Here is a 23,879-nt window from a genome sequence, read left to right as displayed (position 1 = left end):
CCTTTATCAATCATCATGATTTTCATTTTTCTCAAGCTCCATAGCTAGCTATTTCACTTACATTTTCTACATAAGCATTTGCGGATCTACATCTATACTAATTTGAAATAAATTATCTTTTGATTCTTCTAACAACTTTGTAACGGTTAATTCGATCAGCTCCGTTACGTTTAAATCACCTCTAAATTTGACCACACATTGGAATCGATAACGATTTTTTATACGTGGTACAGGCGAAGCAACAGGACCAAGAATTTCCAACGCCTCTGAACTGAATTTATCCATACTGCCGTACCAACCTAATTTTTGCGCTTGACCTTTAAGCTCTAGTACTAAATTTTCAGACTTACGCAATAACACAGGCAACTGCTCATGCGACAACGTAATTAAAACAAGACGACTATATGGCGGATAATACAGCGCTCTACGATGTGTCAGCTCTTCTCGCACAAATGATAAATAATCATGATGACTTGCATGGATAACCGAATAATGCTCAGGCACATAGGTTTGTATAATCACCTCACCCGGCAATTGATGTCGACCCGCCCTTCCTGCAACCTGTGTTAATAGCTGAAATGTTTTCTCCGCGGAACGAAAGTCAGGAAAATGAAGAGCAGTATCTGCCGCAATTACACCCACTAATGTCACATCCGGAAAATCGAGCCCTTTTGCAACCATTTGAGTGCCTAATAACACCTGTGCCTTTTTTTCCCGAAAAGCAGTAAGCAACTTCTCATGTGACCCTTTTTCAGAGGTTGTGTCCACATCCATACGAATAATACTAATCCCCGGAAACAGCTTACCTAATTCCTCTTCTACGCGTTGTGTTCCTGTTCCAAAATATCTTATATGCTCACTGCCACACTCAGGACAAATTGCAGGGGCAGGCTCCGCATGACCACAATAATGACAACGTACATTATTTGCTTTTTGATGATAAGTTAATGAAATATCACATTCAGGACAACCTGCAACATAACCACAGCTACGACACATTACAAAAGTAGAATGTCCACGCCGATTCAGAAACAATACGGTCTGTTCTCCACGTTCTAATCTGCCAGCAATACCTTGATGCAAACTGCGGCTAAACATCGAGCGATTGCCAGCCTTTAATTCATTACGCATATCAATAATTTGCACACCTGGTAAAGAACTGCCAGATGCACGTTGCTGCATTTCTAGCAAATAAGGAGAAAAGTCAGGATTGGATTTAGATCGAGCGGCAAAATAACTTTCAAGTGAAGGCGTCGCAGACCCTAAAATAACAACAGCTTGATGCTGCATTGCTCTTCGTACAGCTACATCTCTAGCATGGTACTTTGGTGTCTCTTCTTGTTTGTATGAAGTTTCATGCTCCTCATCCATAACTATGAGTCCTAAATTAGAAAATGGAGCAAACACCGCAGACCGCGCACCAACTGCTACTTTGACGCGCCCCTCCCGAATTTTGCGCCATTCATCATAACGTTCTCCATTAGATAGTCGACTGTGTAATACCGCCACTAAATTACCAAAACGTCCTTTAAAACGCTCTACCATTTGAGGGGTTAATGAAATTTCGGGCACAAGCACAATCGCCTCACGTCCAAGCTCAATGCAACGCTGAATGGTCTGTAGGTACACTTCTGTTTTGCCACTTCCAGTTACCCCATGCAATAAATAAACAGCATGTGAGGTGGAGTCAAGCGCACCTGTTAATGCCTCATACACAATCTGTTGCTCCGCTGTACGCTCTAGCGGTGTTGTATGCTTAAAATGTCTCCCCTTGTATGGATCACGAAAAACTTCCTTTTCTTCAATCTCAACAAAACCTTTTTCCTCCAGTTTTTTCACAGTTGCTGTTGTTACCTTTAATGTTGTTAACACTTCCTGCATCGGTAACGTGACTCCAGTCTCTAGCAAAAACTGAAGCACTTCCTTTTGTCGTTGTGCTTTAGCATTAAAAGATTGTAAAGCTTGCTCGGCATCTTCCCCCGATACAGTAGCTACAACTGTTTTCACCTTTTTAATACGTATTTTATCCTTAATGACTTGGGTTTGTGACAAAATACCTTTTTCAAGCATGGACTTAATAAATGCCGCTTCATCTGGATATCGTGAAAATAACTGTGACATGACCACAGAGCCTTGTTGCTTTATTTCTTGTAGTAGTTTTTTTTCGTTGTCTGTAAGAAGCTCTCTTGTCCCAAATAAGCCATTGTCACTCTCATCATCCTCATAATCAGGGTTAAGTTGAATGTATTTTTCCGCTTTCCCCTTTAGACTTGCTGGAATCATCACATTTAGTGCAGAAATAATCGAACAGGCATAATAACGACTCATCCAAACAGCGAGCTCAACAAGGTCGGTAGACAATGGTGGCATTACATCTAGTAGCTCTTGAACATATTTCATTTTGGCGTAATTTAATTCTGTCTGCTCATGTATAGAAATGACAAACCCCTGAACCGTACGTGGTCCAAAGGGCACTGCCACTCGGCTTCCAACCTGTATCCATGCCAACATCTCCGCTGGCACTAAATAGTCAAAAGGTCTATTCGTTGCTCGGCTAGGAACATCCACGATCACCTTGACTACATTATAAGTTGTATATGTTGTTAAACTTGTCGCACTCATTGATTAGCTCCACCTAAACGCTGTGCAGTAAGCTCTAATATTTGCATTGCAACCTCATCCTTAGACAACAATGGCAAGGCTGTAACTAACCCTTGTGCATCATAAATATGAACAATATTGGTGTCAGTACCAAACCCAGCCCCTGACACGCTAACGTCATTTGCAATTAATAAATCACAATTTTTGCGTCTGAGCTTGTCCATAGCATAATGTTCAAGATCATTAGTTTCTGCTGCAAAACCAATTAAAAATTGTGATGTCTTTTGAGAACCTAACGTTTCTAAAATATCTATATTTTTAACAAGCTCAAGCGTCATCGTTTGCCCTTGTTTTTTTATTTTAGTAGGGTTTATGACTTTAGGTCGATAATCTGCAACTGCAGCGGCTTTAATTACTATGTCTGTCGTTGACCATAACCCAAGCACTGCCTCATACATTTGCTGTGCAGATTCTACTGATATGACCTTTATCCCCGCAGGTGGAGCTACTTGTGTATTAGCTACAACCAACGTTACCTCTGCGCCTAACTGGCGCGCTACTCTAGCTAAAGCAAAGCCCATTTTGCCAGATGAATCATTGGAAATAAAGCGAACAGGATCCAATCTTTCAATCGTTCCTCCAGCGGTAATTACGACCTTTTTGCCATCAAGCAGCTGATGTCGTTTTTGTTCATTGTTAAAATATCGCTCCACCACTTGTATGATCGTTTCTGGCTCTTCTAATCTTCCCTTACCAGTATAACCACAGGCTAACAAGCCCTCACCAGGCTCAATCATCATCACGCCACGAGATACTAGCTCTGACATGTTTCGCATCACTGCGGGGTGAGCATACATATGTACATTCATCGCAGGGGCAAGCATAATCGGCGCCTCTGTCGCAAGCAGTGTGGTAGATAACATATCATCCGCAAGCCCTGCTGTCATTTTACCAATAATATTTGCAGTAGCAGGGGCAATAAGCACTAAATCGGCCCAATCTGCTAAATTTATATGTGCAATCGTTCTCGGATTTTTTTCATCAAATGTATCATGATAAACTGGATTTTTAGATAATGCCTGCATCGTCAGCGGTGTAATAAACTCAGTTGCCGATTTCGTCATAATGACCTGAACCTCAGCACCTTTTTTAACAAGCTGACTACAAAGCGCTGCGGCTTTAAAGGCTGCAATCCCACCAGTAACACCTAACAATATTTTTTTACCAGTTAACATAATAATCCCTCGCTTTCTACAGCAGGATAGATAAATAATAATACCAGAATCACTTGTGTTCCAACACACGGTTTGCTTAACTATTATACCTTAAAAAAATAACAACCCCCTATGTTCAATCACAAAAGAGGTTGTTGTGAGCTATCAATTATTTTACTATTCTTCTTCGTTAATCAATAGATCGCCATGATCATCTCTTTTGATTTTAACGTAGTCCCCATAAATTTCTTCTAAAGCAAAACCAACTTGCTTATGTGACTTTGGATTCTGAAGCTCGCTTTTTTCGCCTTCCTTCAATTGTCTAGCTCTACGTGAAGCAGCAACAACCAAAGAATATTTACTTCCTACCTTACCAAGCATCTTGTCGATTGATGGATACAACATATGATACACCTCTTCTTTGCATTCTTAATAACGAAGAACATATATGGTCTATTGTTGATTGAGCCTAATATGTAATGTTATTTTGCGATCTTTTTATTGACTTTTTCTCACCTTGCAATGTTCTGCAACAATAATGGATTGAATTCGCTCACATGCCAAATCAATTTCATCATTAACAACAGCATAATCATAATGCTCGATTAAGCTAATCTCATCTGCAGCAACCATCATTCGATGATCAATTGTTGCTTTATTTTCTGTGCCACGACCTTCGATACGATCTTTAAGCTCATCAAGAGAAGGCGGCAACAAAAACACAAAAATTCCTTGTGGGAATTTTTCCTTCACTTTTAGCGCACCCTGAACTTCAATTTCCAAAATGATATCTTTACCCGCATTAATTGTTTGCTCTACAAAATCACGCGGAGTACCATAAAAATTATTGACATATTCAGCGTATTCTAAAAGCTGATCGTTTTCGATCATATCAAGAAATTGCTCTCTTGTTTTAAAGAAATAATTAACCCCATGCTCCTCACCGAGCCGAGGGCTACGCGTAGTAGCAGAAACAGAATATACGAGCTCAGGCAAACGTTGTCTTAATTTGCTGCACACTGTTCCTTTTCCCACACCTGATGGACCTGATAATACAATTAATAACCCTTTTGACATGATACTCTCCATTTTATTCATCGTTGTCATCATCTTTAGCTGATAAACGGTGCGCTACCGTCTCAGGCTGCACTGCAGATAAAATCACATGATCACTATCTGTAATAATTACCGCACGCGTACGTCTGCCATATGTCGCATCAATGAGCATATGACGATCTCTGGCTTCCTGAATAATTCGTTTAATTGGTGCTGATTCTGGACTCACAATAGAAATAATGCGATTCGCAGATACAATATTTCCAAAGCCAATGTTTATAAGTTTAATTGCCATGTTCAGGTTGCTCCCCCTAATTTTACCGAATCCTTAATAGCATATTACTCAATATTCGCCGCCTGCTCGCGGATTTTCTCAAGTTCCGCTTTCATTTCGACGACACGATTGACCAGAGCTAGATGATTCGCTTTTGATCCTATCGTATTGGTCTCCCGATTCATTTCCTGAATCAGAAAATCAAGCTTGCGTCCAACAGGTTCACAGGATTGGAGCAGCCCGCGGCATTGCTCAAAATGACTTTTGAGTCGGATTAGCTCTTCATCTACATTAGATCGATCAGCAAAAATTGCAACCTCCATTGCAAACCTTTGCTCATCAAGAACACCTTCCATTAATTCTGACAGACGACCTTCTAGCCGACTGCGGTAATCCTTTACGACCTCTGGCGCTAATGTAATGAGTTCAGCGTGTATTTCTTCGAGTCTAGTAAGATGATTAGCGATATCTTGTGCAAGATGAGTCCCCTCTTGCTCCCGCATGAGAACAAGACCCTGTATTGCCTCACTAAGTCCTTCCTGCAATTTGTGCTCTAATGCTTCGGATAGTTCCATACCTTGTACACTAGAATCTACAGTCATCACATCTGGCAATGACAGCAAATCTGCAGTAGTCATAGTGGGATCAGTGCCATACTTCACCCCAATTTCAGAAGCAGCTTTAATATACGCTTCTAAAACAGGCCTATTAAGTCTAAGTGGAGACGTATGGTCCTCATGTTCTTTATTAATAAAGACATCGATCCGACCACGCTTAACATGACTTAGTACTAGACGACGAAGTCCGTCCTCATAACACGTCCATTCTCTAGGCATTCGGATTACAACTTCTCCATACCTATGGTTGACAGACTTTATTTCAAATTGAATGATGAACCCACCATATCTTTTGGTAGCTCCACCATATCCAGTCATACTGTGAGTCAAAATGCATCACATCCGTTACCCTATTGTAATTGATTATCGAAAAGGAGACAAGTATTGTCCCCCCTTTTTCAACCTCAATTTTAAGCTACAACATGAACCTGTGACCTAATTTACACTTTGAGCCTCTTGTCTGCTACTGATCTTCCCACTTTTTCCTCAATATATTTTGTAAGAACGACGTTCATTTCATAGAACATAAACGGTGTGATTAAATAAATTCCTTTAAAGTGCTGTATAGCTACATCTAATAGTTCCTTTGCAATATCGATCCCAACTTGTCGTCCAACCTCTCCTTGTAAACCACTCATACGGTGACGAATTTGATCAGATAGTTGGATGCCTGGAACCTCATTATGCAGATATTCAGCATTTTTGCCACTTGCTAGCGGCATAATACCTATAAATACAGGAATATTCAAATGAGCTGTTGCAATTTTGATTTGTTCGATTAGCTTTACATCATAAACAGGCTGTGTCATTACGTAATCCGCGCCAGCAGCAATTTTCTTTTCTAAACGTTGTACCGCCTTATCCAAATGTTTGACATTGGGATTAAAAGCTGTACCTACTACAAATTTAGCATTTTGTTTAAGCGGGTTACCTGAAAATCCAATACCCTCATTTAGCTGCTTAATCATCCGAATCATTTCAAAAGAGGTCATATCGTACACTGAGCTAGCGCCAGGAAGATCACCAAACCGTGCAGGATCACCAGTCACTGCAAGCACATGATGAATACCAAGTGCATCAAACCCCATCATATGAGATTGAGTTCCAATTAAATTTCGATCCCGACAAGCGATATGCACGATGGGTCTTATCCCCGTCTGAGCTTGCACCAAATGACCTAATGCCATATTACTCATACGAGTCACCGCCAAAGAATTATCCGCTAATGTGACAGCATCAACACCTGCATCTTTTAATGCACTGGCTCCAGCCATAAACTTACCTATATTGAGGTCACGTGGCGGATCTAGCTCAACAATGATCGTATGTCGCTCCTTCACTAAATCCACCAAAGTACGATGATCATAGTGTCCATGATCCGGTCCATCCCCATGACCGCCACAAGCACAGCTTGATGAGGCTTCATTTCTAATCTCTATACTTGTAGCTGAAGCTTGGGCTAATTCATCTTCTTTTTGCTTTTCTTGTTCTTTTTCTTTTTGTAGCTTAAATTTCTCTTGAATTTTAGATAAAGGAATAGGGTCATATCCATTGAGCTTTTGAGCTATTTTGGCAATATGCTCCGGCGTTGTCCCGCAGCAACCCCCAATTAAACGCACACCATACTCTACGAACTCAAGCGCAGTATCACCAAAATATTGAGGTGTCGCTCCATAAACGTATTCACCATCAATATAATCCGCCAAGCCTGCATTTGGAAAAATGGAATAAGGGACTTGCGGTGGCTCCTGCAAACGCTCCAGCACAGACATAATGCCTTTTGGACCAGAATGGCAGTTAAAACCTAATACATCTGCGCCCTCTTGAGCTAAAATTTGATATGCCTCGTCAATACTGTAGCCATCAAGCGTACGCCCCACCTGATCTACTGCAAACTGACATATGACGGGGATATCGGTTAAGAGGCGCGCCTTTTTCAAAGCAATCCGAATTTCATCGAGATCATAAAATGTTTCTAATAGTAGTGCATCAACTTGCTCTAATAATAACGCACTCATTTGCTGCTCATAATAGAGCCCCAGCTCTTTAGCGGTTAAATCAATCCGTTTGCCCCCTCGAATAGAACCAACTGCGCCTGCAATATAAATATCCTGATTGGCGTTTGCTGCTGCCTGTCTTGCAAGTCTCACGGCTGCACGATTGATTTCGTTGACCTTATCTTCTAAACCAAACTTAGACAGCTTAAAATAATTTGCTGAAAATGTATTTGTTTCAAGCAAATTCGCTCCTGCTTGTATATATTGCCGATGCACTTCTGTAATTACATAAGGCTGTATCAAATTAAATTCTTCAAAAGAAATCCCTACTGGAAAACCTAAGTGATATAAATATGTCCCCATAGCACCGTCGCCAATGAGCACCTCTTGGCTAAGCTTTGTACGCAAATCCAATTTCATTTGACCTACCATCCCTTCACCAAGAATCCTGAATTACCAAAAGTATAATTCAAGTTAATCGCAGTGGGATAATAGTAATAAACTAGAATTGGGTATCAAAATAAAGTACTTGACAGGGGGGGAGTAAAGTGCATTGCTCGGAGTTGAAATCAGTGCTGCAACGTATGGAGGTGGTAGCTTCGGGGCAAAGTGTTCTTGCGGTCGTTGTTAAAACTGGCCTCTTTTCATCTTTGTATATATTTTTGGGAGAAGCCATTTTTAAAGACGACCTTCAGAATCACTTTGCTCCTCCGCTGTGTTTGGCTGGTTGCAGCACTGATTTCATATAAGGTGCAATCCCCTTTATTCGGGGAATTCATATATTTGAAGGCAGTGCTGTAAGCGCACTGCTCAAATACAAAAGCATTGTTGCAACGCCTGGGAGGCGGGCTCGGTACAAAGTGTTCTTGCGGTCGTTGTTAAAACTGGCTTCTTTTCATCTTTGTATATATTTTTGGGAGAAGCCATTTTTAAAGACTCTCTTCAGAATCACTTTGCTCCTCCGCTGTGTTTGGCTGGTTGCAGCACTGATTTCATATAAGGGGCAATTCCCTTTACTGGGGGAATTCATATATTTGAAGGCAGTGCTGTAGGCGCACTGCTCAAATTTAAAAGTAGTGCTGCAACGTATGGAGGTGGTAGCTTCGGGGCAAAGTGTTCTTGCGGTCGTTGTTAAAACTGGCTTCTTTTCATCTTTGTATATATTTTTGGGAGAAGCCATTTTTAAAGACTCTCTTCAGAATCACTTTGCTCCTCCGCTGTGTTTGGCTGGTTGTAGCACTGATTTCAAATAAGGTGCAATCCCCTTTATTGGAGGAATTGATATATTTGAAGGCAGTGCTGTAGATGCACTGCTCAAATTTAAAAGTATTGCTGTAACGTCTTTGAGCGTTGTATTAATATAATGAGAAGATATTTTTAAGGGTGAAGGTGGGATGATGAATCAATTATGGCCTCGTTCTACCATAGTAGCAGGGCGTAATCATACCGTTGCACTTAAATCTGATGGAACGGTACTCGCTGTTGGCGATAATAACTGTGGTCAATGCAATGTAAATGACTGGCGTGATATTGTGTCGGTAGCGGTTGGCAATGTACATAAGGCGAACAATACAGGTAAAGCCCATACAGTTGGTCTTAAAGCTGATGGGACTGTGATCGCTGTGGGATGGAATAATCAAGGGCAATGTAATGTAACTGACTGGCACGATATTGTTGCAGTTACAGCGGGTTGGCGCTATACTATCGGCCTTAGGTCAGATGGTACAGCATTAGCCGTGGGCCGCAAAAATGAAGGACAATGTGACGTAAAGGATTGGAATAACATTGTGATGATTTCCTCTGGTGACTGGCATACTATTGGCTTGAAAACGGAGGGTACGGTCGTTGCGGCTGGTAATAATGGAGCTGGACAATGTGATATCAACGACTGGCATGATATTGTCTCAGTTGCAACAGGTTATCTTCATACAGTTGGCCTAAAGGCAGATGGTACAGTGGTTACAACTGGTCGCAAGAGCGAAGGACAATGTGCTGTGGACGGTTGGCGTGATATTATAGCGGTAGCAGCAGGTAGCTATCATACAATAGGTCTTAAATCGGATGGAAGTGTAGTAGCTACGGGGTCGGATAAGTATTCCCAATGTAATGTAACTGACTGGCGTAATGTTGTTGCGATTTCTGGAGGCTGCACTCATACGGTTGGACTTAAGAAAGATGGGTCAATGATAGCTGTCGGTAACAATGAGTACGGTCAATGCAATGTGAGTAGTTGGAATTTATACGATAGCCTGATCTAGCCTGTTGGTAACTATTTTATTATTCAAAAATAGAAATTACTTTATCATTTATAAAACTTATGGAGGAATGTATATGACATGGCCAACTCATATTGTTGCTGTTAGTGGGATTGTTGAAGATGAAGAAGGACAAGTACTTTTGGTAAAAACCCATCATGGCGGATGGGTGTGTCCAGGGGGGCAAGTAGAAGTAGGTGAAAATCTTATCGATGCTCTCATTAGAGAAATAAAAGAGGAAAGCGGAATAGATGTCATTGTGTCGCATTTATTTGGCGTATTTTCAAACAGTGGTGTGCATAAATGGTATGACGGGTTAACTGAAGTGCCAACTAAAGTGATGTTGGACTTTGTGTGCAAGCCCATTGGCGGGCAGTTATCTACGTCCGATGAGACTTCGGATTGTCGCTGGGTCCCCAAGGAGCAAGCGCTTGATATGATTACAGCCCCAGCTATCATAACGCGTTATCAAGCTTATTTAAATTTTAATGGGAAAACGCATTACATGGATTATGTTACAAAACCAAATTTTGAAGTGAAGTTGAGTAGGACTGTGTGAAGCTATGAATGAAATATAAAGGACAAATTAATTAAGACGTGTCTGAAAACCACAAGAATACTACAAAAAAACAACTCACTACAGTGCATTCGTATTACTTTTCAGGTGTATTACTTTGCAGGTGCAATTAATATTTCAGATTCTTTCACCTTCAGACACGCCTTTTTAATCTGAAAATCGCATTTTATTAAAAACGCAATTAAATTATCCCCGTATACACGACTTCAGCAGGCCCTGTCATATACACATGGTTGTCTTCTTCATTCCATTCGATGTACAGGTCTCCTCCTTTTAGTCCAATCCATGCTGCACGATCTGTATAGCCATTTAGCACGGAGGATACCAATGTTGCACATGCGCCTGTGCCACATGCCAGTGTAGGTCCAGCACCACGCTCCCACACTCTCATCTCTACACGATCACGTGATGTAACGCTAGCAAACTCAACATTGATTTTACGTGGGAAATAGGGATGAACCTCTAGCAGTGGGCCAAATGTAGCTAATTCAAATGTAGGTGCATCCTCTACATAGATGACACTATGTGGGTTTCCCATGGAAACCGCAGTAAATAAAAACGGCTCTCCACCAGCTTCTATAGGCTGATTCATGACAGGACTACCTTCGAATATAGTTGGAACCTGTAAACCATCTAAAATAGGCTCTCCCATATCTACACGCACTTTAGTTACTTTATTTTGTTCAACATACAGACTAACAGGCTGTACCCCGGCACCAATCGTCTCGATAGTGATGTTTTGCTCCTGCGTATAGCCATGATCGTATACATATTTTGCTACACAACGAATGGCATTCCCACATTGCTCTGCTTCACTACCGTCAGAATTAATGATGCGCATTTTAAAGTCAGCTTGCTCCGAAGGCAAAATATAGACTAAGCCGTCCCCACCTACTCCAAAATATCTATCGCAATATTTAATAGCAAGCTCTGCGGCATTTGTAGGCAGTTCTTGCTCACCATAAACAATTAAAAAGTCATTACCAAGTCCATGCATTTTAGTAAATTCCATAAAAAAACCCCCTATAAAAAGCTTCTTTCATAGGGGTAAGTTTATCTATTTACGTCTTTAAAAGGTATTGATTTTATGCACGAATATTTGTACTATTCGCTCTGACAAGCGGTCTAGGGCCGTTGTAGTTGCGGCGATTGCCTGACCATACACTACCCGCACCTAGCAGGAATGTTGGTATGCCTGCGGCAACTAATGTAATTGCCCATTCTCTTGGGCCAAGCGGAACCGTTTTGAAAATCGGTTGCAATGCTTCGATGTACATGACACCTAACAGCAATAATACCGATGAAAGAACAGCCACTACTAAATATTTATTTTGCAAAATGTTACGGTGGAAAATAGAGCGTGAGCTACGGCAATCAAAGACATGAATGAGTTGTGCCATCACTAATGTACAAAATGCAACGGATTGTGCTGTTGCAAGCTGCGTCGCATCGTTTGGATTTACTTGTAGCGTTATCCAGAATGCGCCTAACGTACATATCCCGATCAAAAATCCTCGACTTATTATTTTCCAGCCCATACGTCTTGCAAATATGTTTTCCTTAGCGGGACGAGGCTTATGCTCCATTAAATCCTTTTCAGGCTGATCTACACCAAGCGCCATCGCGGGTAGTCCATCTGTAACAAGGTTTACCCATAAGATCTGAATCGGTAACAAAGGAAGTGGTAGCCCAGCTAACATTGCAAATAACATCGTTAAAATTTCGCCTACATTAGAGGCAAGTAAATAGCGAATAAATTTTCGTATGTTTTCATAAATATTTCTTCCTTCTTCAATTGCCGCAACGATAGAAGTAAAATTATCATCACTGAGCACTAGAGATGAAGCTTCCTTCGCAACATCTGTTCCAGTGATCCCCATCGAAATCCCAATGTCCGCAGCTTTAATTGCAGGTGCATCATTAACACCATCGCCTGTCATCGCAACAATATGACCTTGTCGCTGCAATGACTTCACAATCCGTAGCTTATGCTCAGGAGATACTCTGGAATATACGTAAATGTTATCCACTTGACGATCTAGCTCATTATCACTTAAAGCGGAAATCTGATGCCCAGACATCGATTTGCCTCCTTGCTGAATAATGCCTAGATCAGTTGCAATCGCTTCAGCAGTCAAGCCATGATCCCCAGTAATCATCACCGTCTTAATCCCAGCACGGCGGCAAACCGCAATCGCGTCTCTAGCCTCACGTCTTGGAGGATCAATCATTCCAGCTAATCCAACAAAAATAAGCTGTGATTCAACATTGTCTTCATTGCTACAGTCCTCATGAGGCTTTAACTCGCGATAAGCCATTCCTAACACACGTAATGCATTACGTGCCATCTCTTCATTAGCAGCCTGTACCTTTCCACGAAAAACTCCTGTAAATGGCACAACCTTACCTTCCCACAATATATAGGAGCACTGCTCAAGCAATAAATCAGGTGCACCTTTGACAAAAGCAATTTTCCCACCTTGATGTGAGGCAATGACGGACATACGCTTGCGTTTAGAATCAAACGGAAACTCCTGCTCCCGTTCATACACAGAGCTTAAAGAGGAAGGAGACAATCCCATTTTACTAGCTAAGGTCACTAATGCACCTTCTGTTGGATCACCCTTTAGCTTCCAGACAGAGCTATCCTCTGCTTCATCCTCTTTGGCTTTACGTTTAGACCTTGTATCATTATCATCCTCTTTATAGATGACAGCATTACTACATAGCGAGCTAATTTGTAAAAAACGTCGAAGGCTCTGATCGCTTTTTAGATCAACTGCTTTCCCTTTTTCAGTAATATTTCCAACAGGCTCATAACCTTCACCACTGACAGCAAGCACTCGATTTTCGACCCAAATTTTTGTCACGGTCATTTTATTTTGGGTTAAGGTTCCTGTTTTATCGGAGCAAATAACGGACGCACAGCCCAATGTCTCAACAGATGGCAATTTACGCACAATTGCCTTTCGTTTAATCATTCGCTGCACACCTAAAGCTAAAGCAATCGTAACAATGGCAGGAAGACCTTCTGGAATTGCGGCGACCGCTAAGCTTACCCCCATAAAGAACATCGCTGACGCAGGTTGACCATGCAAAATCCCAACAAGAACAACCAATACAGTTAAAGCAAGCGATAAATAAATTAATATTTTCCCTAATTGCTCAAGTCTAAGCTGTAATGGTGTTTGTTGCTCCTCTGTATTTTGAATCAGATCCGCAATTTTACCCATTTCTGTATCCATACCTGTACGAATGACTATCCCTACTCCTGAGCCACGCGTAATCATTGTACCCATAAAACCTAGATTTTTTTGATCTCCAAGCGCAACTTCTTTTTCGTAAAGTGCTTTGCTGTGCTTGCCAACCGGATGAGACTCCCCAGTCAAGGCGGATTCCTCTGCATCTAAGCTGTTCGTTTTTAACCAATGCACATCAGCAGGTATACGGTCCCCACTTTCTACCAATACAATATCGCCAGGCACAAGCTCTTTGACAAATACATTACGTACTTCACCTTGACGTAACACATTAGCATGGGGGGCGGATAACTGTTTTAATGCACGAAGTGAACGCTCTGCTCGAAATTCCTGAATAAAACCAAGCACACCGTTTAATACAACAATAGCAATAATTGTGATCGCATCTAAATATTCACCAAGTATGCCTGAAATTAAAGTAGCCCCCATTAATACAAGCATCATAAAATCTTTAAACTGATTTAAAAATAATATAAATGGTGAAATTCGCTTCGCTTCTGTCAATTCATTCCAGCCATATTGTTGCCTTCTTTGCTCCACTTCCTCCTCTTTTAGTCCATCCTCAGCCGTAACATTGAACTTCATAAGAAGCTCGTCGCCACTATACTGATGCCACTGTTTCTGTTCCATACCTGGTATTCCCCTCCCGTAAATTATGTCAAATATAGCGTGAAGGCTTATCCACTTATCACTAAATCTATGTATGCCAGTCCCAAAATATCACCAGCGTTTTAAGTCGGCTGGAGATCATATAGAGGCAACCCTTTCATCTAAGGTAGGTTTCTGATAATCTAAAAAGTAGCAATTCATAGAATGGAGAATCAAATATGGCATTAGATGGCATCGTAACACGGGCGATCGTCCATGAGCTTCAGCAGTGCATTGGCGGTCGAATTAATAAAATACATCAACCTTCTACAAGAGATATTATTTTTAACATGCGCGCGCAAGGAAAAAATGTGAAGCTGCTACTTTCCGCAAACGCAACCTATCCACGAGTCCATTTCACAGAGCAATCATTTCCTAACCCACCAGAAGCACCTATGTTTTGCATGTTGCTTCGCAAGCATTGTGAGGGTGGTTTTATTGAAGCAGTTTCTCAGGTTGGAATGGAGCGGATTATCCATATTGACGTTCGGCAACGTGATGAATTAGGGGACGTTTCGTTAAAACGAATTATTATTGAGCTGATGGGGCGCCACAGTAATCTTATTTTGGTTGATCCTCAAACGGGGGTACAGTTGGATGGCATTCATCATATTACACCTTCGATCAGTTCCTTTCGGGTTGTCATGCCTGGTACAGTTTATAGCGCGCCACCTGAGCAACATAAGCTTAACCCGCTAGAAGTAACTAAAGAGCAATTCATTGCTGCCTATCATAAGCTTGGTGTCGCTAGCACAAATTGGCTTGTAGAGTCTTTTAGTGGGATCAGCCCATTAATTGCAAATGAAATTATAGTCCAAACACCAGCCTATCAGGAGCAACGTGACATCAATCAATTGTGGGAAACCTTCTCAAAACTGATGAATCAAGTTAAGCAACACGAGTATGCACCTATGCTTGGAGATAATGAACAACAAAAAAGTATATTTTCAGTCATCCCTTTATCACAGATCACTTCTAACTTGCGCCAATACGATTCTATCAGTGAATGTATGGAGGCTTATTACGGGGATAAGGCATTAAGAGATACTGTGAAGCAAAAGAGCAGTGACTTATTACGTTTCTTGCAAAATGAACGAAACAAAAACGTGAAAAAGCTGACAAAGCTACAGCAGGACTTACTTGAAGCGGATGATGCGGAGCGTTACCGAATTGCGGGAGAGTTGTTGTTTGCCTCTTTACATTCCGTTAACAAGGGAGATAAGCAGGTTGAATTAGTAAATTATTATGAAGAATCACAGCCGATCGAAAAGATTCAGCTTGATCCTTTGCTCACTCCTTCTGAAAACGCGCAAAAATATTTTAAAAAATATAATAAATTTAAAAATAGCTTAGCCGTCATTGAAGAGCAAATGAAGCTAGCCAATGAGGAAATTAGGTATATTGAAGGTTTATTACAGCAGCTTCAATACGCTACCCTTAGTGATATCGATGAAATACGTGAGGAATTGATTACACAAGGCTACTTACGTGATCGAGGACCAAAAGGAAAGAAAAAGAAAAAAAATGATCGCCCTACCTTACACGTGTACACTTCCTCTGAGGGAATTGAACTATACGTTGGGAAAAACAATATTCAAAATGAATATGTGACAAATAAAGTAGGGAAACCCAATGATACTTGGCTCCATACAAAGGATATTCCAGGGTCCCACGTATTAATTAGAAGTGAGACTTATAGTGAGGATACACTTCATGAGGCTGCTCAGCTAGCCGCTTATTTCAGCCAAGCGAAATCCTCCAGTAGTGTGCCTGTTGATTACACCTTAATTCGCCATGTACGTAAGCCTAGTGGGGCCAAGCCAGGGTTTGTCATTTATGATAATCAAAAAACTTTATTTGTTACCCCTGATGAAGACCTCATAAAAGGTTTGCGTAGTCAGACTAAAAATAATTGATTTAGTAACCAATAAATAGAAAACTCCCCACATGAATGAGAATGTGGGGAGTTTTTATATCACTACGATAAAATATTAAGCGTGTATGAAATCTTATTATTCATTTATTTTCCTAAAAAAGATAACGTATCCTCAGCTAAGAGCTTAGCTTGAGTATGATGCAAATAGTGCCCACCCTCTATGACTTTAACAGCTGATTTTTCACTATTTTTAACCATATCCTGATGGATCTTTAACCAGTTTTCATCTGGATTAACACTGTCCGTTGCTAAAAAATAGAGAACGGGTAAGTCTTTTGGTAATTGGATTGCAGCTGCCTTTTGAAAATTTTCTAGGATTGCTTTACCTTCATTTACAGTCGCTTCTGATCCGATATTTCTAAGAGATAAATATTTATATTGTTCGCTTAGCTTGTCCCCCACAGCTGGAATGTTTAGCATTGCAGGGTTAGTGCTTACGAGTAACCGGTAAATACCTGATTTCCTTAGTAGAGACATGGCTTCTGCTGGATTTTCACCGTCATGTCCTTGAGAAGGTAAACTACTATCAATACCGATAATAGCTTCAACTTCATCACGATATTTATTAATATACTCAAGAGAATATACTCCAGATATTGAATGACCCATGATCGTGTATTTGGTTATACCTTGCTTAGCTAACACTTCATGTATTTCCTCTGTTATATTTTCAATAGATCTTTCCTTGTCTGTATCGTCACTTAAACCATACCCAAAAGGTTCAACCGCCACAACACGATAATTTTTTTCCAATTCATCAATGAGTGGCTTAAAATCAATCACTGGGGCTACAGTCATAAAACCAGGTAATAACACAATCGTCTTTTTGCCTGCTCCAGAAATTTGAATATTCATTTTTTTGCCATCTATAGCTACAGTTTCTCCATAAGGGACTATTTTCTTCGCTTCACGACTTAGTTGAATTTTATTGTTAATAAAAATACCTGCAAAAATAAGTACAACTAAAACGATGATCGAAAGTAAAATGATCCCAACAATTTTTAAAGGTTTTTTCATATATACGCTCCTCTTCTATTTAGCAGCAGCCTGACTAAGTTTGTTAACAATTGTTAAATAGACATCCTCGCTTAGAACATCAACTCCGCTTTTTCTTAATACGTATTGAGCCGCTTTTAACTTCTCAAAAAATGTGTCAGCCGTAGTTACAAATAACGATTGAATAAACCAAGTACTTGTTAATAAAATAATCATTTCCGCCATTTGTTTTGGTTGTGGAACGTTAATAGAGCCATCCTCATTCCCTGCTTCAATATAACTTTCTATTTTTGGTCCCAAAACTTGACACAGCTGCGTGTTATAAATTGAAGTAAAGGTGGCATCATGAAGTAATGCCAAAGAAATCGCTGTTGATTTTGCAATATCGTCATTAAACATCGCTTCAAGTAAAAGATTTTGAATTTTTGCTAAACCAGTTAAATCATCACGTTGATCAATAGAATCTAACAGCTCTTTTTCTGGTATTAATCTTTTGGCAATCCCCACGATAATGTCATATTTGGAATCAAAATGATGATAAACAGCGCCTCGAGTGAGTCCATCTAGGCCTGCAACAATGTCACTGATCGAGGTATGCTCGTAACCTTTGTTCGTAAATAAAACCGCAGCCGTATCTAATATTAAATTTTTAGCCTCTTTTGCCGTATATTTTTTCCCCACTCTCCTCACTCCTATCAAAAACATTCAATCGGTATGTTTTTAGTTTAAATTAAATAAAAATAAATATCAATTTATATTTAATAGCAAAAAGTACCAGCTCGCCCATAGTTAAGCGCTACTGGTACCTCGTTATTATTGTTTAATTTCCATTTATTATTATGACTTAACGTCTTAACAGTTTCTCCACCTGTGTCATAGGCACGCTTCGACTTCCTAAATCCCCATGATAAAGCTGCCCTTGTCTTTTGCCATGGAAATCTGAGCCTCCTGTTGCCGTTAAGTTTAGTTTAGCTGCAATTGATAAGTAGCTAGTTTCTTGCGCCTTCGTATGATCGGAATGAAAGACCTCAACCCCCTTAAAGTCACCGTCTTGTAAAATACGTAATACTAGATCATCGTCACGATATAATCCAGGATGAGCCAATACCGCTACACCTCCTGCTTCCACAATCCATTTCACGGCATCATTTGGACTAATACGCTCTATGACAGCGTAAGCTGGCTTCCCCTCTCCTAAATACAAGTCAAAAGCTTGTCTCACATTGTCAACATAACCCTTCACTACCATGGCTTGAGCAATATGAGGTCGACCAATACTGTTTTTCGCATTCGCTTTAGGGCTATTTAATTTTAAAACATCAGAACGGATGTCCTCTAGTTTTAAAGGCATACCAAGTGCAGACAACTTGTTCACAATGATTTGGTTGCGCCCATCCCGTCCTTCACGCTGTAACGCTAATCTTTCCTGCAAAATAGGATCATCTATATCGATGCCATAACCAAGGACATGAATATCCTTACCTTCAAAGGTTGTACTTATTTCAATCCCAGCAATGACGATCATATTTAACTGTTTTCCTGCCTCTAACGCTTCAGCCACACCAGCTATAGTGTCATGATCTGTAATTGCTAACCCTGAAAGACCTTTCTCTTTGGCATAAGCCACATTGGCTGAGGGTGTATTTAATCCGTCCGAGGCTTGTGTATGTGTATGTAAATCACAGTGACCATTCCCTTGCATCTTATGATCGCTCCTTCATTTCATAATATAAGCTAATCATACTATAACACTAAAGTTTAAAAGCTATTTAGAAAACTCTCTGTGCTAGTTCTCAAGTTCAGTACGCTCAAACTTACAATGATAAATACAAAAAAAAGCATAAATTCAAGGTAGCTTTTCCACATCTCACATAGAGGGGAACATCTACTTGACTCATACTTTTTATTTTCTTCAAATTATCTACGTTTACGTGTATTTTTAATTAAGGTCATTCTTCTTGAGTGACGTAGCCACGAATAATAAGATTTTAAATCACGTAGCTCCATTGTCTCCGACATTTTTCCTAAAAACGTTACCACAATCATTTTATGTAGTGGCTTGTCATGTATATTATTTTCATTAGGTACATCTGCAAATTCAGCAACCATAACAATGTCATCATCTATTAAATATACATCCTGCTCATTTCTATAATAAGGCTTCATACGTCCTTGCTTTAAGCACTCCCAAGCCCAGCGCGCAATATCTACATTTGTGTCCTGAATACGATCATGAAATCGCTTCTCGGCATGATTGGTAACAACAACATCTGTCACTTTTTTATCAAGCAATTCAACATAAAATGACTCACAAGTTTCTTTTGCTTTTGTAATATTGTCTCTCATGAGCACCCCACCGTTTTCAAAAAATAGGTCTATTATACTAAGTATTTATACCTAGTAGATTACAGCATTAGCCAATTATATACAAGAGGAAAGTTTCAAATTTATAATTGTATAAAAGAAAATACACCTCGCTTTTCCTTTTCCTGCAAGGTGTAATTCATTATTTTTTTAACTATAAAAAATTTTTTATTCTTTAATTATGCAGCTTTTTCCACCGCTATAACTTCAACTTTTATTTTTTGGGTTGAGGATTGTCCTGCAGCATTGGTTAAAATTGCTTCATATTCGTATACACCTGAAGCTTTATTTGAAAACTTAGTTATTGCCTGTTGACTTAAAGGGGTTGCTGCTTGTAGCTTCTGAGTATCAACTAGCTCTCCATTTTCATACAACTCATAACGATCTGCATTGGTCCCCCACCACATATTCATTACCACCTCATAATTCCCATCACGATCCCAGTTGTTATTAGAAAGTACACCTATACCAGGCTTGGCATCAGTCACTTCAACAACAAGCTTTTGACTTTTTGTAACACCAAATCGATTAATCAACTCTAGCTCGTAGCTATACGTTCCATTCAACTTTTCAGAAATTGGAATTGTAAGCTGTTGTGCATTTGGGGAAACGTCTTTTAATTGTCCCTCATGAATTAATCCACCATTTTCAAACAATCTATAAGAGCTCCCATTATTCCCCCACCATAAATTCATCAAAATATTAAAATCACCAGCCCGTAATCCTGTCTTATAACCAAGATCGCTAGTCAATACGGGTACACTAGGTATAGCTGTAGCTCCCCCATCTTCTGGTTCCTTCACTGGTGGCACCACCACTGACGTAGCTGTAATGTCCTCCTTATCACGAGGCTTTAACTGAAACACACCACGATAGATCGATGCAATCCCCGTAATATCGAGTTTATCGCCTTCCTGGTACGTAAATGCCCCCTCAGAAAGTCCTGTACGTACATCTACACGAACATGAGTAGTAATCCCCTCGGGGTCTAAGGTTGTTGCATCAAATTCAAAAGAGCCTGTTGGTGTTGCAGAAACAAGCTTTGAAAGAACTACATTTTTTAACTGAACAAGTTGTCCTTGGTTAATCTGATTCACAGTGGAAGTCTTCACTGGCGCAGGTAGTGCTGTTGTGCCCTTTTTCTCTAATGCTACTGGCGTTGTCAGCTCTATCTCACCGTTGTACAAAGCAATTGGTGCAGTAATCCGCACTTTATCTCCTTGATGGAACCCCACCTCATTTTGGTAAACATAAATTCCACCTGTCGTATCCTGCATGTAAAAGGCTTGACTCCCAAAAATACCTGGTTCAGTCGTAATTACACCTTCAATCGTAACTACAGTTCCTTCTGCCTGAGTTCGTGCAGAGCTAATATTAATTAATTCAGGCACTTCGGTATGAGGAGCTTCAGTTTCTGGTAAAGGTTCTGCTGCAACGTTGGCTATCGTTACATTGTTAGTTATTAAATTGCTACCATTTTGGCGCAAACGCAAGCTTGCTGCTCCTGTCGTATTAGGCTTAATTTGCACAGTAATATCTTTATAGGCGTAACCCTTATTATCCGCCGTGACACTAAATGTACCACTATAACCATAGGAAGAAGGCCATGTACCATCCCCATTTTGAATTTTTGCAACCTGTGTACCTCCAGATAAATAAATGCCAGCGCTTAGCCCAGACAATGTACTGTTTGACGCAAGATTTTTAACCTCTACTCGAATTTGGAACGGTGCTGCATTAGGCAATATGGCTTGATGAACAAAGCTATAAGCTGGATTAGAAACAACACCATCGCTTGCACCATATGAACCAGACTTAAAGGTCGAAGCATCCCACCATTTATAGCCTGCAGCAGGCTGTGACCATGGTTCTGGCTGAGGTTCTACAGAGGTCTGGGGATTTTCAATCGGTAAAAGTGCTGTCGGTTGATCTAGTAATAAACCATCTAGATCTACCAAGCTTGTATAGCTTTCCTCATCTGCAAGCCAATCCACAATATTTAACAGCAGCGTTGCATCATCAGCTTCTTTAAAGCCATCATAGGTTTTCTTCTTTGCTCCAGTTTCTTCACGTAAATATTTAGGTGTTGCATCCTCCACAGGGGAAGAGTCACCAATAAAAGCAGCTTTGCCTAAACCTACCTTTGCAATAGCGACATAGGGCCCCTCTGCAACCCCACCGCCATTATAAACACCTTGATCCACTGCATTTGGCCAAGCTGCATTCGTTTTTGGTAAATAAACGATCCCTTTTGCCTTACTTGGATCAACAATCGCAAGTGTAGAACCTGCATGCATAGCTACACTAGATACACCCTCTGTAATTCCAAAAGCTTGCTCAGGTGCAACAATATGTGTCGCGTTAATATCACCTAGTGCATTATAGCGGAAGCGTACCCCAAAATTTTGGCCTAACCAATCACTATTTTCTACTCCCTGCATAGCAGCAGAATTCCGTTCCTCTGTACTCATGCCTTTAGCAGGGTCTTCCCATGCACCACGACGGTAACCATTGATCGCTTCTGAGCCATCCCAGCGATTTTTGTTACGATCTGCGTTATAGTGATCGCCAATAAAGAAAATACTTCCACCTTGCTGGACATATTGCAGCATCGCGGCTTGTTCACTAATTTTATATGGAATATTTGGTTCAGCAACGACAAAGACATCATACGGCGCTAAGTCAGCATAGGTAATTGGTGTCGTTTTACGTAGTTCTCTTACTTCAAAACCATTCCCTGCAATGCCATGTCCAAAATCAGAAAATCCGCCATCAATAACCCAGTCTGCCGCACCTGCCGTTTGAGCATGCGTATTGTCAAACAGCACTTTTTTGCCCGCATGTTCATTAACGATCTTTGCTAAAATGTATGGTGCGGGGTCATTTGCGTTTTCGGCATAGGTTAATGGGGGTGCCAACCATGATATCATCATTGTTAATACGATACTCACTGCAAAAGCTAGCTTCATTCCTTTAAACTTTAGCGTAGTCATTTTCTCCACTTCATCGCCTCCTGCATAATTTTGGATTCGGCTTAGTCTAGCATGCAAGTAAGGAAGAAGATCGCGATTTTTGCAAAGGGATTGTTAAATTTTAGAAAATGATACTTAAGTCCTGTAATTGCATAAAAATGATAAATCCAACATGTGGTAAAATAAACATACTTATTTCGTAACTTACTTATGTTAGGGGTGCAACTAAATGACAATCATTGATTCAAGCTATTTTTGGCAAGGAACAAAGATAAGACTAAGGGCAACTCAAAAAAGTGATTGGGAACAATGGAAATTAGAAAGCACTGAAGAAAAATGTTTGCAATTGAAACGCTCGTAAATAATCAATTAGTTGGGTTCATTAATTTAAATTCAATTGACCACAAAAATGGCGTCTTCAGTTTCGGCCTAGGAGTAAATAAAGAGCATAGGAACAATGGATATGCGACAGAGGCAACAAGAATTGTAATGAGATATGGATTCTATGAGCTTCGGATGCAAAAATGTAATTCTAGCTGTGTTGAAATAAACGATGCATCACTTAAATTCCATAAAAATCTTGGATTCATTGAAGAAGGGCGAAGAAGGAAAATCATTTATATGAATGGAAAATATTACGATAACATTTTGTTAGGCATAACAAGAGAGGAATTTGATGAAATTGAGACTGGAATACAGAGAATATAGATAAAAACAATTTAGTTAAGAAAAATAAAAAACCGAACTATTTTGTAAATTCTAATTTAGAATTTCGTAATAGTTCGGTCTAAATATTTATGAAGATTAATTATCAGAACTACCTATCGTTTACAAACCATAAAATTGTGACTCTTCTTCTGTATTTTTAGAATATTCGGTCTTGATTTCATTACGATAAGAACGCTCGATCTTTCGAACATACGGCAGCTTACGAACATTGCGCATAATGTCTTCACCACGCTCTGCATTTACATACATCACTACATAATGCATACGGCGAGACAAATAATGTACCGATCCGTATTTTTCCAAATTTCTTGCCGCCTTCACATCATTAACCCAAATAATATAACCTGTACGTTCCGGAAACAATAGTCCCCCCTCGCTTTCTT

At 40.1% G+C, this 23,879-nt stretch carries 20 protein-coding genes; 5 read left to right on the top strand and 15 right to left on the bottom strand.

Going from position 1 to position 23,879, the window contains the following annotated elements; all coding sequences use genetic code 11:
* Positions 1-66 precede the first annotated feature (66 nt).
* The 7 genes from priA to J2Z32_RS05475 form a co-directional block, all read right to left on the bottom strand.
* Positions 67-2,622, bottom strand: coding sequence for a primosomal protein N' (gene priA / locus J2Z32_RS05505; RefSeq protein WP_210088157.1), 2,556 nt, complete (start codon positions 2,620-2,622; stop codon positions 67-69).
* Entirely contained in the window at positions 2,619-3,836 is a 1,218-nt protein-coding gene (gene coaBC / locus J2Z32_RS05500; protein WP_210088156.1) for a bifunctional phosphopantothenoylcysteine decarboxylase/phosphopantothenate--cysteine ligase CoaBC, read from the bottom strand. Before coaBC ends, priA begins: the two co-directional genes overlap by 4 nt.
* Positions 3,837-3,992: 156 nt before the next feature.
* The gene (gene rpoZ / locus J2Z32_RS05495) at positions 3,993-4,220 is read right to left on the bottom strand and encodes a DNA-directed RNA polymerase subunit omega (protein WP_210088155.1); all 228 of its coding nucleotides are present in this window, start codon (positions 4,218-4,220) and stop codon (positions 3,993-3,995) included.
* A 93-nt stretch (positions 4,221-4,313) separates the two neighbouring features.
* On the bottom strand, positions 4,314-4,892 hold the full coding sequence (gmk, locus tag J2Z32_RS05490) for a guanylate kinase (protein ID WP_210088154.1): 579 nt from the start codon (positions 4,890-4,892) through the stop codon (positions 4,314-4,316).
* A 13-nt stretch (positions 4,893-4,905) separates the two neighbouring features.
* Complete coding sequence (remA, locus tag J2Z32_RS05485) at positions 4,906-5,166, bottom strand: extracellular matrix/biofilm regulator RemA (protein ID WP_044479181.1); 261 nt, start codon at positions 5,164-5,166, stop codon at positions 4,906-4,908.
* A 44-nt stretch (positions 5,167-5,210) separates the two neighbouring features.
* On the bottom strand, positions 5,211-6,092 hold the full coding sequence (locus tag J2Z32_RS05480; RefSeq protein WP_210088153.1) for a YicC/YloC family endoribonuclease: 882 nt from the start codon (positions 6,090-6,092) through the stop codon (positions 5,211-5,213).
* 110 nt (positions 6,093-6,202) lie between these two features.
* Entirely contained in the window at positions 6,203-8,179 is a 1,977-nt protein-coding gene (locus tag J2Z32_RS05475; RefSeq protein WP_210088152.1) for a bifunctional homocysteine S-methyltransferase/methylenetetrahydrofolate reductase, read from the bottom strand.
* Between the two features lie 977 nt (positions 8,180-9,156).
* Between J2Z32_RS05475 and J2Z32_RS05470 the strand changes: the two genes are divergently transcribed.
* Complete coding sequence (locus J2Z32_RS05470) at positions 9,157-10,017, top strand: RCC1 domain-containing protein (RefSeq protein WP_245251210.1); 861 nt, start codon at positions 9,157-9,159, stop codon at positions 10,015-10,017.
* Between the two features lie 73 nt (positions 10,018-10,090).
* The gene (locus J2Z32_RS05465; RefSeq protein WP_210088150.1) at positions 10,091-10,573 is read left to right on the top strand and encodes an NUDIX hydrolase; all 483 of its coding nucleotides are present in this window, start codon (positions 10,091-10,093) and stop codon (positions 10,571-10,573) included.
* 199 nt (positions 10,574-10,772) lie between these two features.
* Here J2Z32_RS05465 and dapF read toward each other — a convergent pair whose 3' ends face one another.
* Positions 10,773-11,603 carry a diaminopimelate epimerase gene (dapF, locus tag J2Z32_RS05460; protein WP_210088149.1) on the bottom strand — a complete coding sequence of 277 codons (831 nt, stop codon included), beginning with the start codon at positions 11,601-11,603 and terminating at the stop codon, positions 10,773-10,775.
* A 73-nt stretch (positions 11,604-11,676) separates the two neighbouring features.
* A complete protein-coding gene (locus tag J2Z32_RS05455; RefSeq protein WP_210088148.1) occupies positions 11,677-14,481 on the bottom strand; it encodes a calcium-translocating P-type ATPase, SERCA-type in 2,805 nt (934 codons plus the stop codon).
* 197 nt (positions 14,482-14,678) lie between these two features.
* Between J2Z32_RS05455 and J2Z32_RS05450 the strand changes: the two genes are divergently transcribed.
* On the top strand, positions 14,679-16,415 hold the full coding sequence (locus tag J2Z32_RS05450) for an Rqc2 family fibronectin-binding protein (RefSeq protein ID WP_210088147.1): 1,737 nt from the start codon (positions 14,679-14,681) through the stop codon (positions 16,413-16,415).
* 104 nt (positions 16,416-16,519) lie between these two features.
* On the opposite strand, the gene J2Z32_RS05445 is transcribed toward J2Z32_RS05450, so the two are convergent.
* The 5 genes from J2Z32_RS05445 to J2Z32_RS05425 form a co-directional block, all read right to left on the bottom strand.
* Positions 16,520-17,452 carry an alpha/beta fold hydrolase gene (locus tag J2Z32_RS05445; protein ID WP_210088146.1) on the bottom strand — a complete coding sequence of 311 codons (933 nt, stop codon included), beginning with the start codon at positions 17,450-17,452 and terminating at the stop codon, positions 16,520-16,522.
* A gap of 15 nt (positions 17,453-17,467) precedes the next feature.
* Complete coding sequence (locus J2Z32_RS05440; protein ID WP_210088145.1) at positions 17,468-18,112, bottom strand: TetR/AcrR family transcriptional regulator; 645 nt, start codon at positions 18,110-18,112, stop codon at positions 17,468-17,470.
* A gap of 163 nt (positions 18,113-18,275) precedes the next feature.
* Entirely contained in the window at positions 18,276-19,133 is an 858-nt protein-coding gene (locus tag J2Z32_RS05435) for a PHP domain-containing protein (RefSeq protein ID WP_210088144.1), read from the bottom strand.
* 215 nt (positions 19,134-19,348) lie between these two features.
* Complete coding sequence (locus J2Z32_RS05430) at positions 19,349-19,777, bottom strand: hypothetical protein (protein ID WP_210088143.1); 429 nt, start codon at positions 19,775-19,777, stop codon at positions 19,349-19,351.
* A gap of 197 nt (positions 19,778-19,974) precedes the next feature.
* Positions 19,975-22,788, bottom strand: coding sequence for a DUF5689 domain-containing protein (locus J2Z32_RS05425; protein WP_210088196.1), 2,814 nt, complete (start codon positions 22,786-22,788; stop codon positions 19,975-19,977).
* Positions 22,789-22,996: 208 nt separating this feature from the next.
* On the opposite strand from J2Z32_RS05425, the gene J2Z32_RS22495 reads away from it, so the two are divergent.
* Both J2Z32_RS22495 and J2Z32_RS05420 read left to right on the top strand, forming a co-directional pair.
* A complete protein-coding gene (locus J2Z32_RS22495) occupies positions 22,997-23,128 on the top strand; it encodes a hypothetical protein (RefSeq protein ID WP_280921102.1) in 132 nt (43 codons plus the stop codon).
* Positions 23,104-23,475, top strand: a complete 372-nt coding sequence (locus J2Z32_RS05420; RefSeq protein WP_210088142.1) for a GNAT family N-acetyltransferase — start codon at positions 23,104-23,106, stop codon at positions 23,473-23,475. The genes J2Z32_RS22495 and J2Z32_RS05420 overlap by 25 nt, the downstream gene beginning before the upstream one ends.
* Positions 23,476-23,595: 120 nt before the next feature.
* Here the strand turns inward: J2Z32_RS05420 and J2Z32_RS05415 are convergent, their stop codons facing one another.
* Complete coding sequence (locus J2Z32_RS05415) at positions 23,596-23,859, bottom strand: YlbG family protein (protein ID WP_210088141.1); 264 nt, start codon at positions 23,857-23,859, stop codon at positions 23,596-23,598.
* Positions 23,860-23,879 lie beyond the last annotated feature (20 nt).

Origin of the sequence: Paenibacillus turicensis (genome assembly GCF_017873435.1) — a bacterium.
GTDB classification, from domain to species: Bacteria; Bacillota; Bacilli; order Paenibacillales; family Paenibacillaceae; genus Fontibacillus; species Fontibacillus turicensis.
The sequence above is the reverse complement of the archived record's forward strand: the minus strand, read 5'-3'. Positions and strand labels throughout refer to the sequence as shown.

What these genes read in the sequence shown, in the direction of transcription:
- priA (WP_210088157.1), bottom strand. Translation starts at nt 2,622, where the DNA reads ATGAGTGCGACAAGTTTAACAACATATACAACTTATAATGTAGTCAAG.
- coaBC (WP_210088156.1), bottom strand. Translation starts at nt 3,836, where the DNA reads ATGTTAACTGGTAAAAAAATATTGTTAGGTGTTACTGGTGGGATTGCA.
- rpoZ (WP_210088155.1), bottom strand. Translation starts at nt 4,220, where the DNA reads ATGTTGTATCCATCAATCGACAAGATGCTTGGTAAGGTAGGAAGTAAA.
- gmk (WP_210088154.1), bottom strand. Translation starts at nt 4,892, where the DNA reads ATGTCAAAAGGGTTATTAATTGTATTATCAGGTCCATCAGGTGTGGGA.
- remA (WP_044479181.1), bottom strand. Translation starts at nt 5,166, where the DNA reads ATGGCAATTAAACTTATAAACATTGGCTTTGGAAATATTGTATCTGCG.
- J2Z32_RS05475 (WP_210088152.1), bottom strand. Translation starts at nt 8,179, where the DNA reads ATGAAATTGGATTTGCGTACAAAGCTTAGCCAAGAGGTGCTCATTGGC.
- J2Z32_RS05470 (WP_245251210.1), top strand. Translation starts at nt 9,157, where the DNA reads ATGAATCAATTATGGCCTCGTTCTACCATAGTAGCAGGGCGTAATCAT.
- J2Z32_RS05465 (WP_210088150.1), top strand. Translation starts at nt 10,091, where the DNA reads ATGACATGGCCAACTCATATTGTTGCTGTTAGTGGGATTGTTGAAGAT.
- dapF (WP_210088149.1), bottom strand. Translation starts at nt 11,603, where the DNA reads ATGGAATTTACTAAAATGCATGGACTTGGTAATGACTTTTTAATTGTT.
- J2Z32_RS05455 (WP_210088148.1), bottom strand. Translation starts at nt 14,481, where the DNA reads ATGGAACAGAAACAGTGGCATCAGTATAGTGGCGACGAGCTTCTTATG.
- J2Z32_RS05450 (WP_210088147.1), top strand. Translation starts at nt 14,679, where the DNA reads ATGGCATTAGATGGCATCGTAACACGGGCGATCGTCCATGAGCTTCAG.
- J2Z32_RS05445 (WP_210088146.1), bottom strand. Translation starts at nt 17,452, where the DNA reads ATGAAAAAACCTTTAAAAATTGTTGGGATCATTTTACTTTCGATCATC.
- J2Z32_RS05435 (WP_210088144.1), bottom strand. Translation starts at nt 19,133, where the DNA reads ATGCAAGGGAATGGTCACTGTGATTTACATACACATACACAAGCCTCG.
- J2Z32_RS05430 (WP_210088143.1), bottom strand. Translation starts at nt 19,777, where the DNA reads ATGAGAGACAATATTACAAAAGCAAAAGAAACTTGTGAGTCATTTTAT.
- J2Z32_RS05425 (WP_210088196.1), bottom strand. Translation starts at nt 22,788, where the DNA reads ATGACTACGCTAAAGTTTAAAGGAATGAAGCTAGCTTTTGCAGTGAGT.
- J2Z32_RS22495 (WP_280921102.1), top strand. Translation starts at nt 22,997, where the DNA reads ATGACAATCATTGATTCAAGCTATTTTTGGCAAGGAACAAAGATAAGA.
- J2Z32_RS05420 (WP_210088142.1), top strand. Translation starts at nt 23,104, where the DNA reads ATGTTTGCAATTGAAACGCTCGTAAATAATCAATTAGTTGGGTTCATT.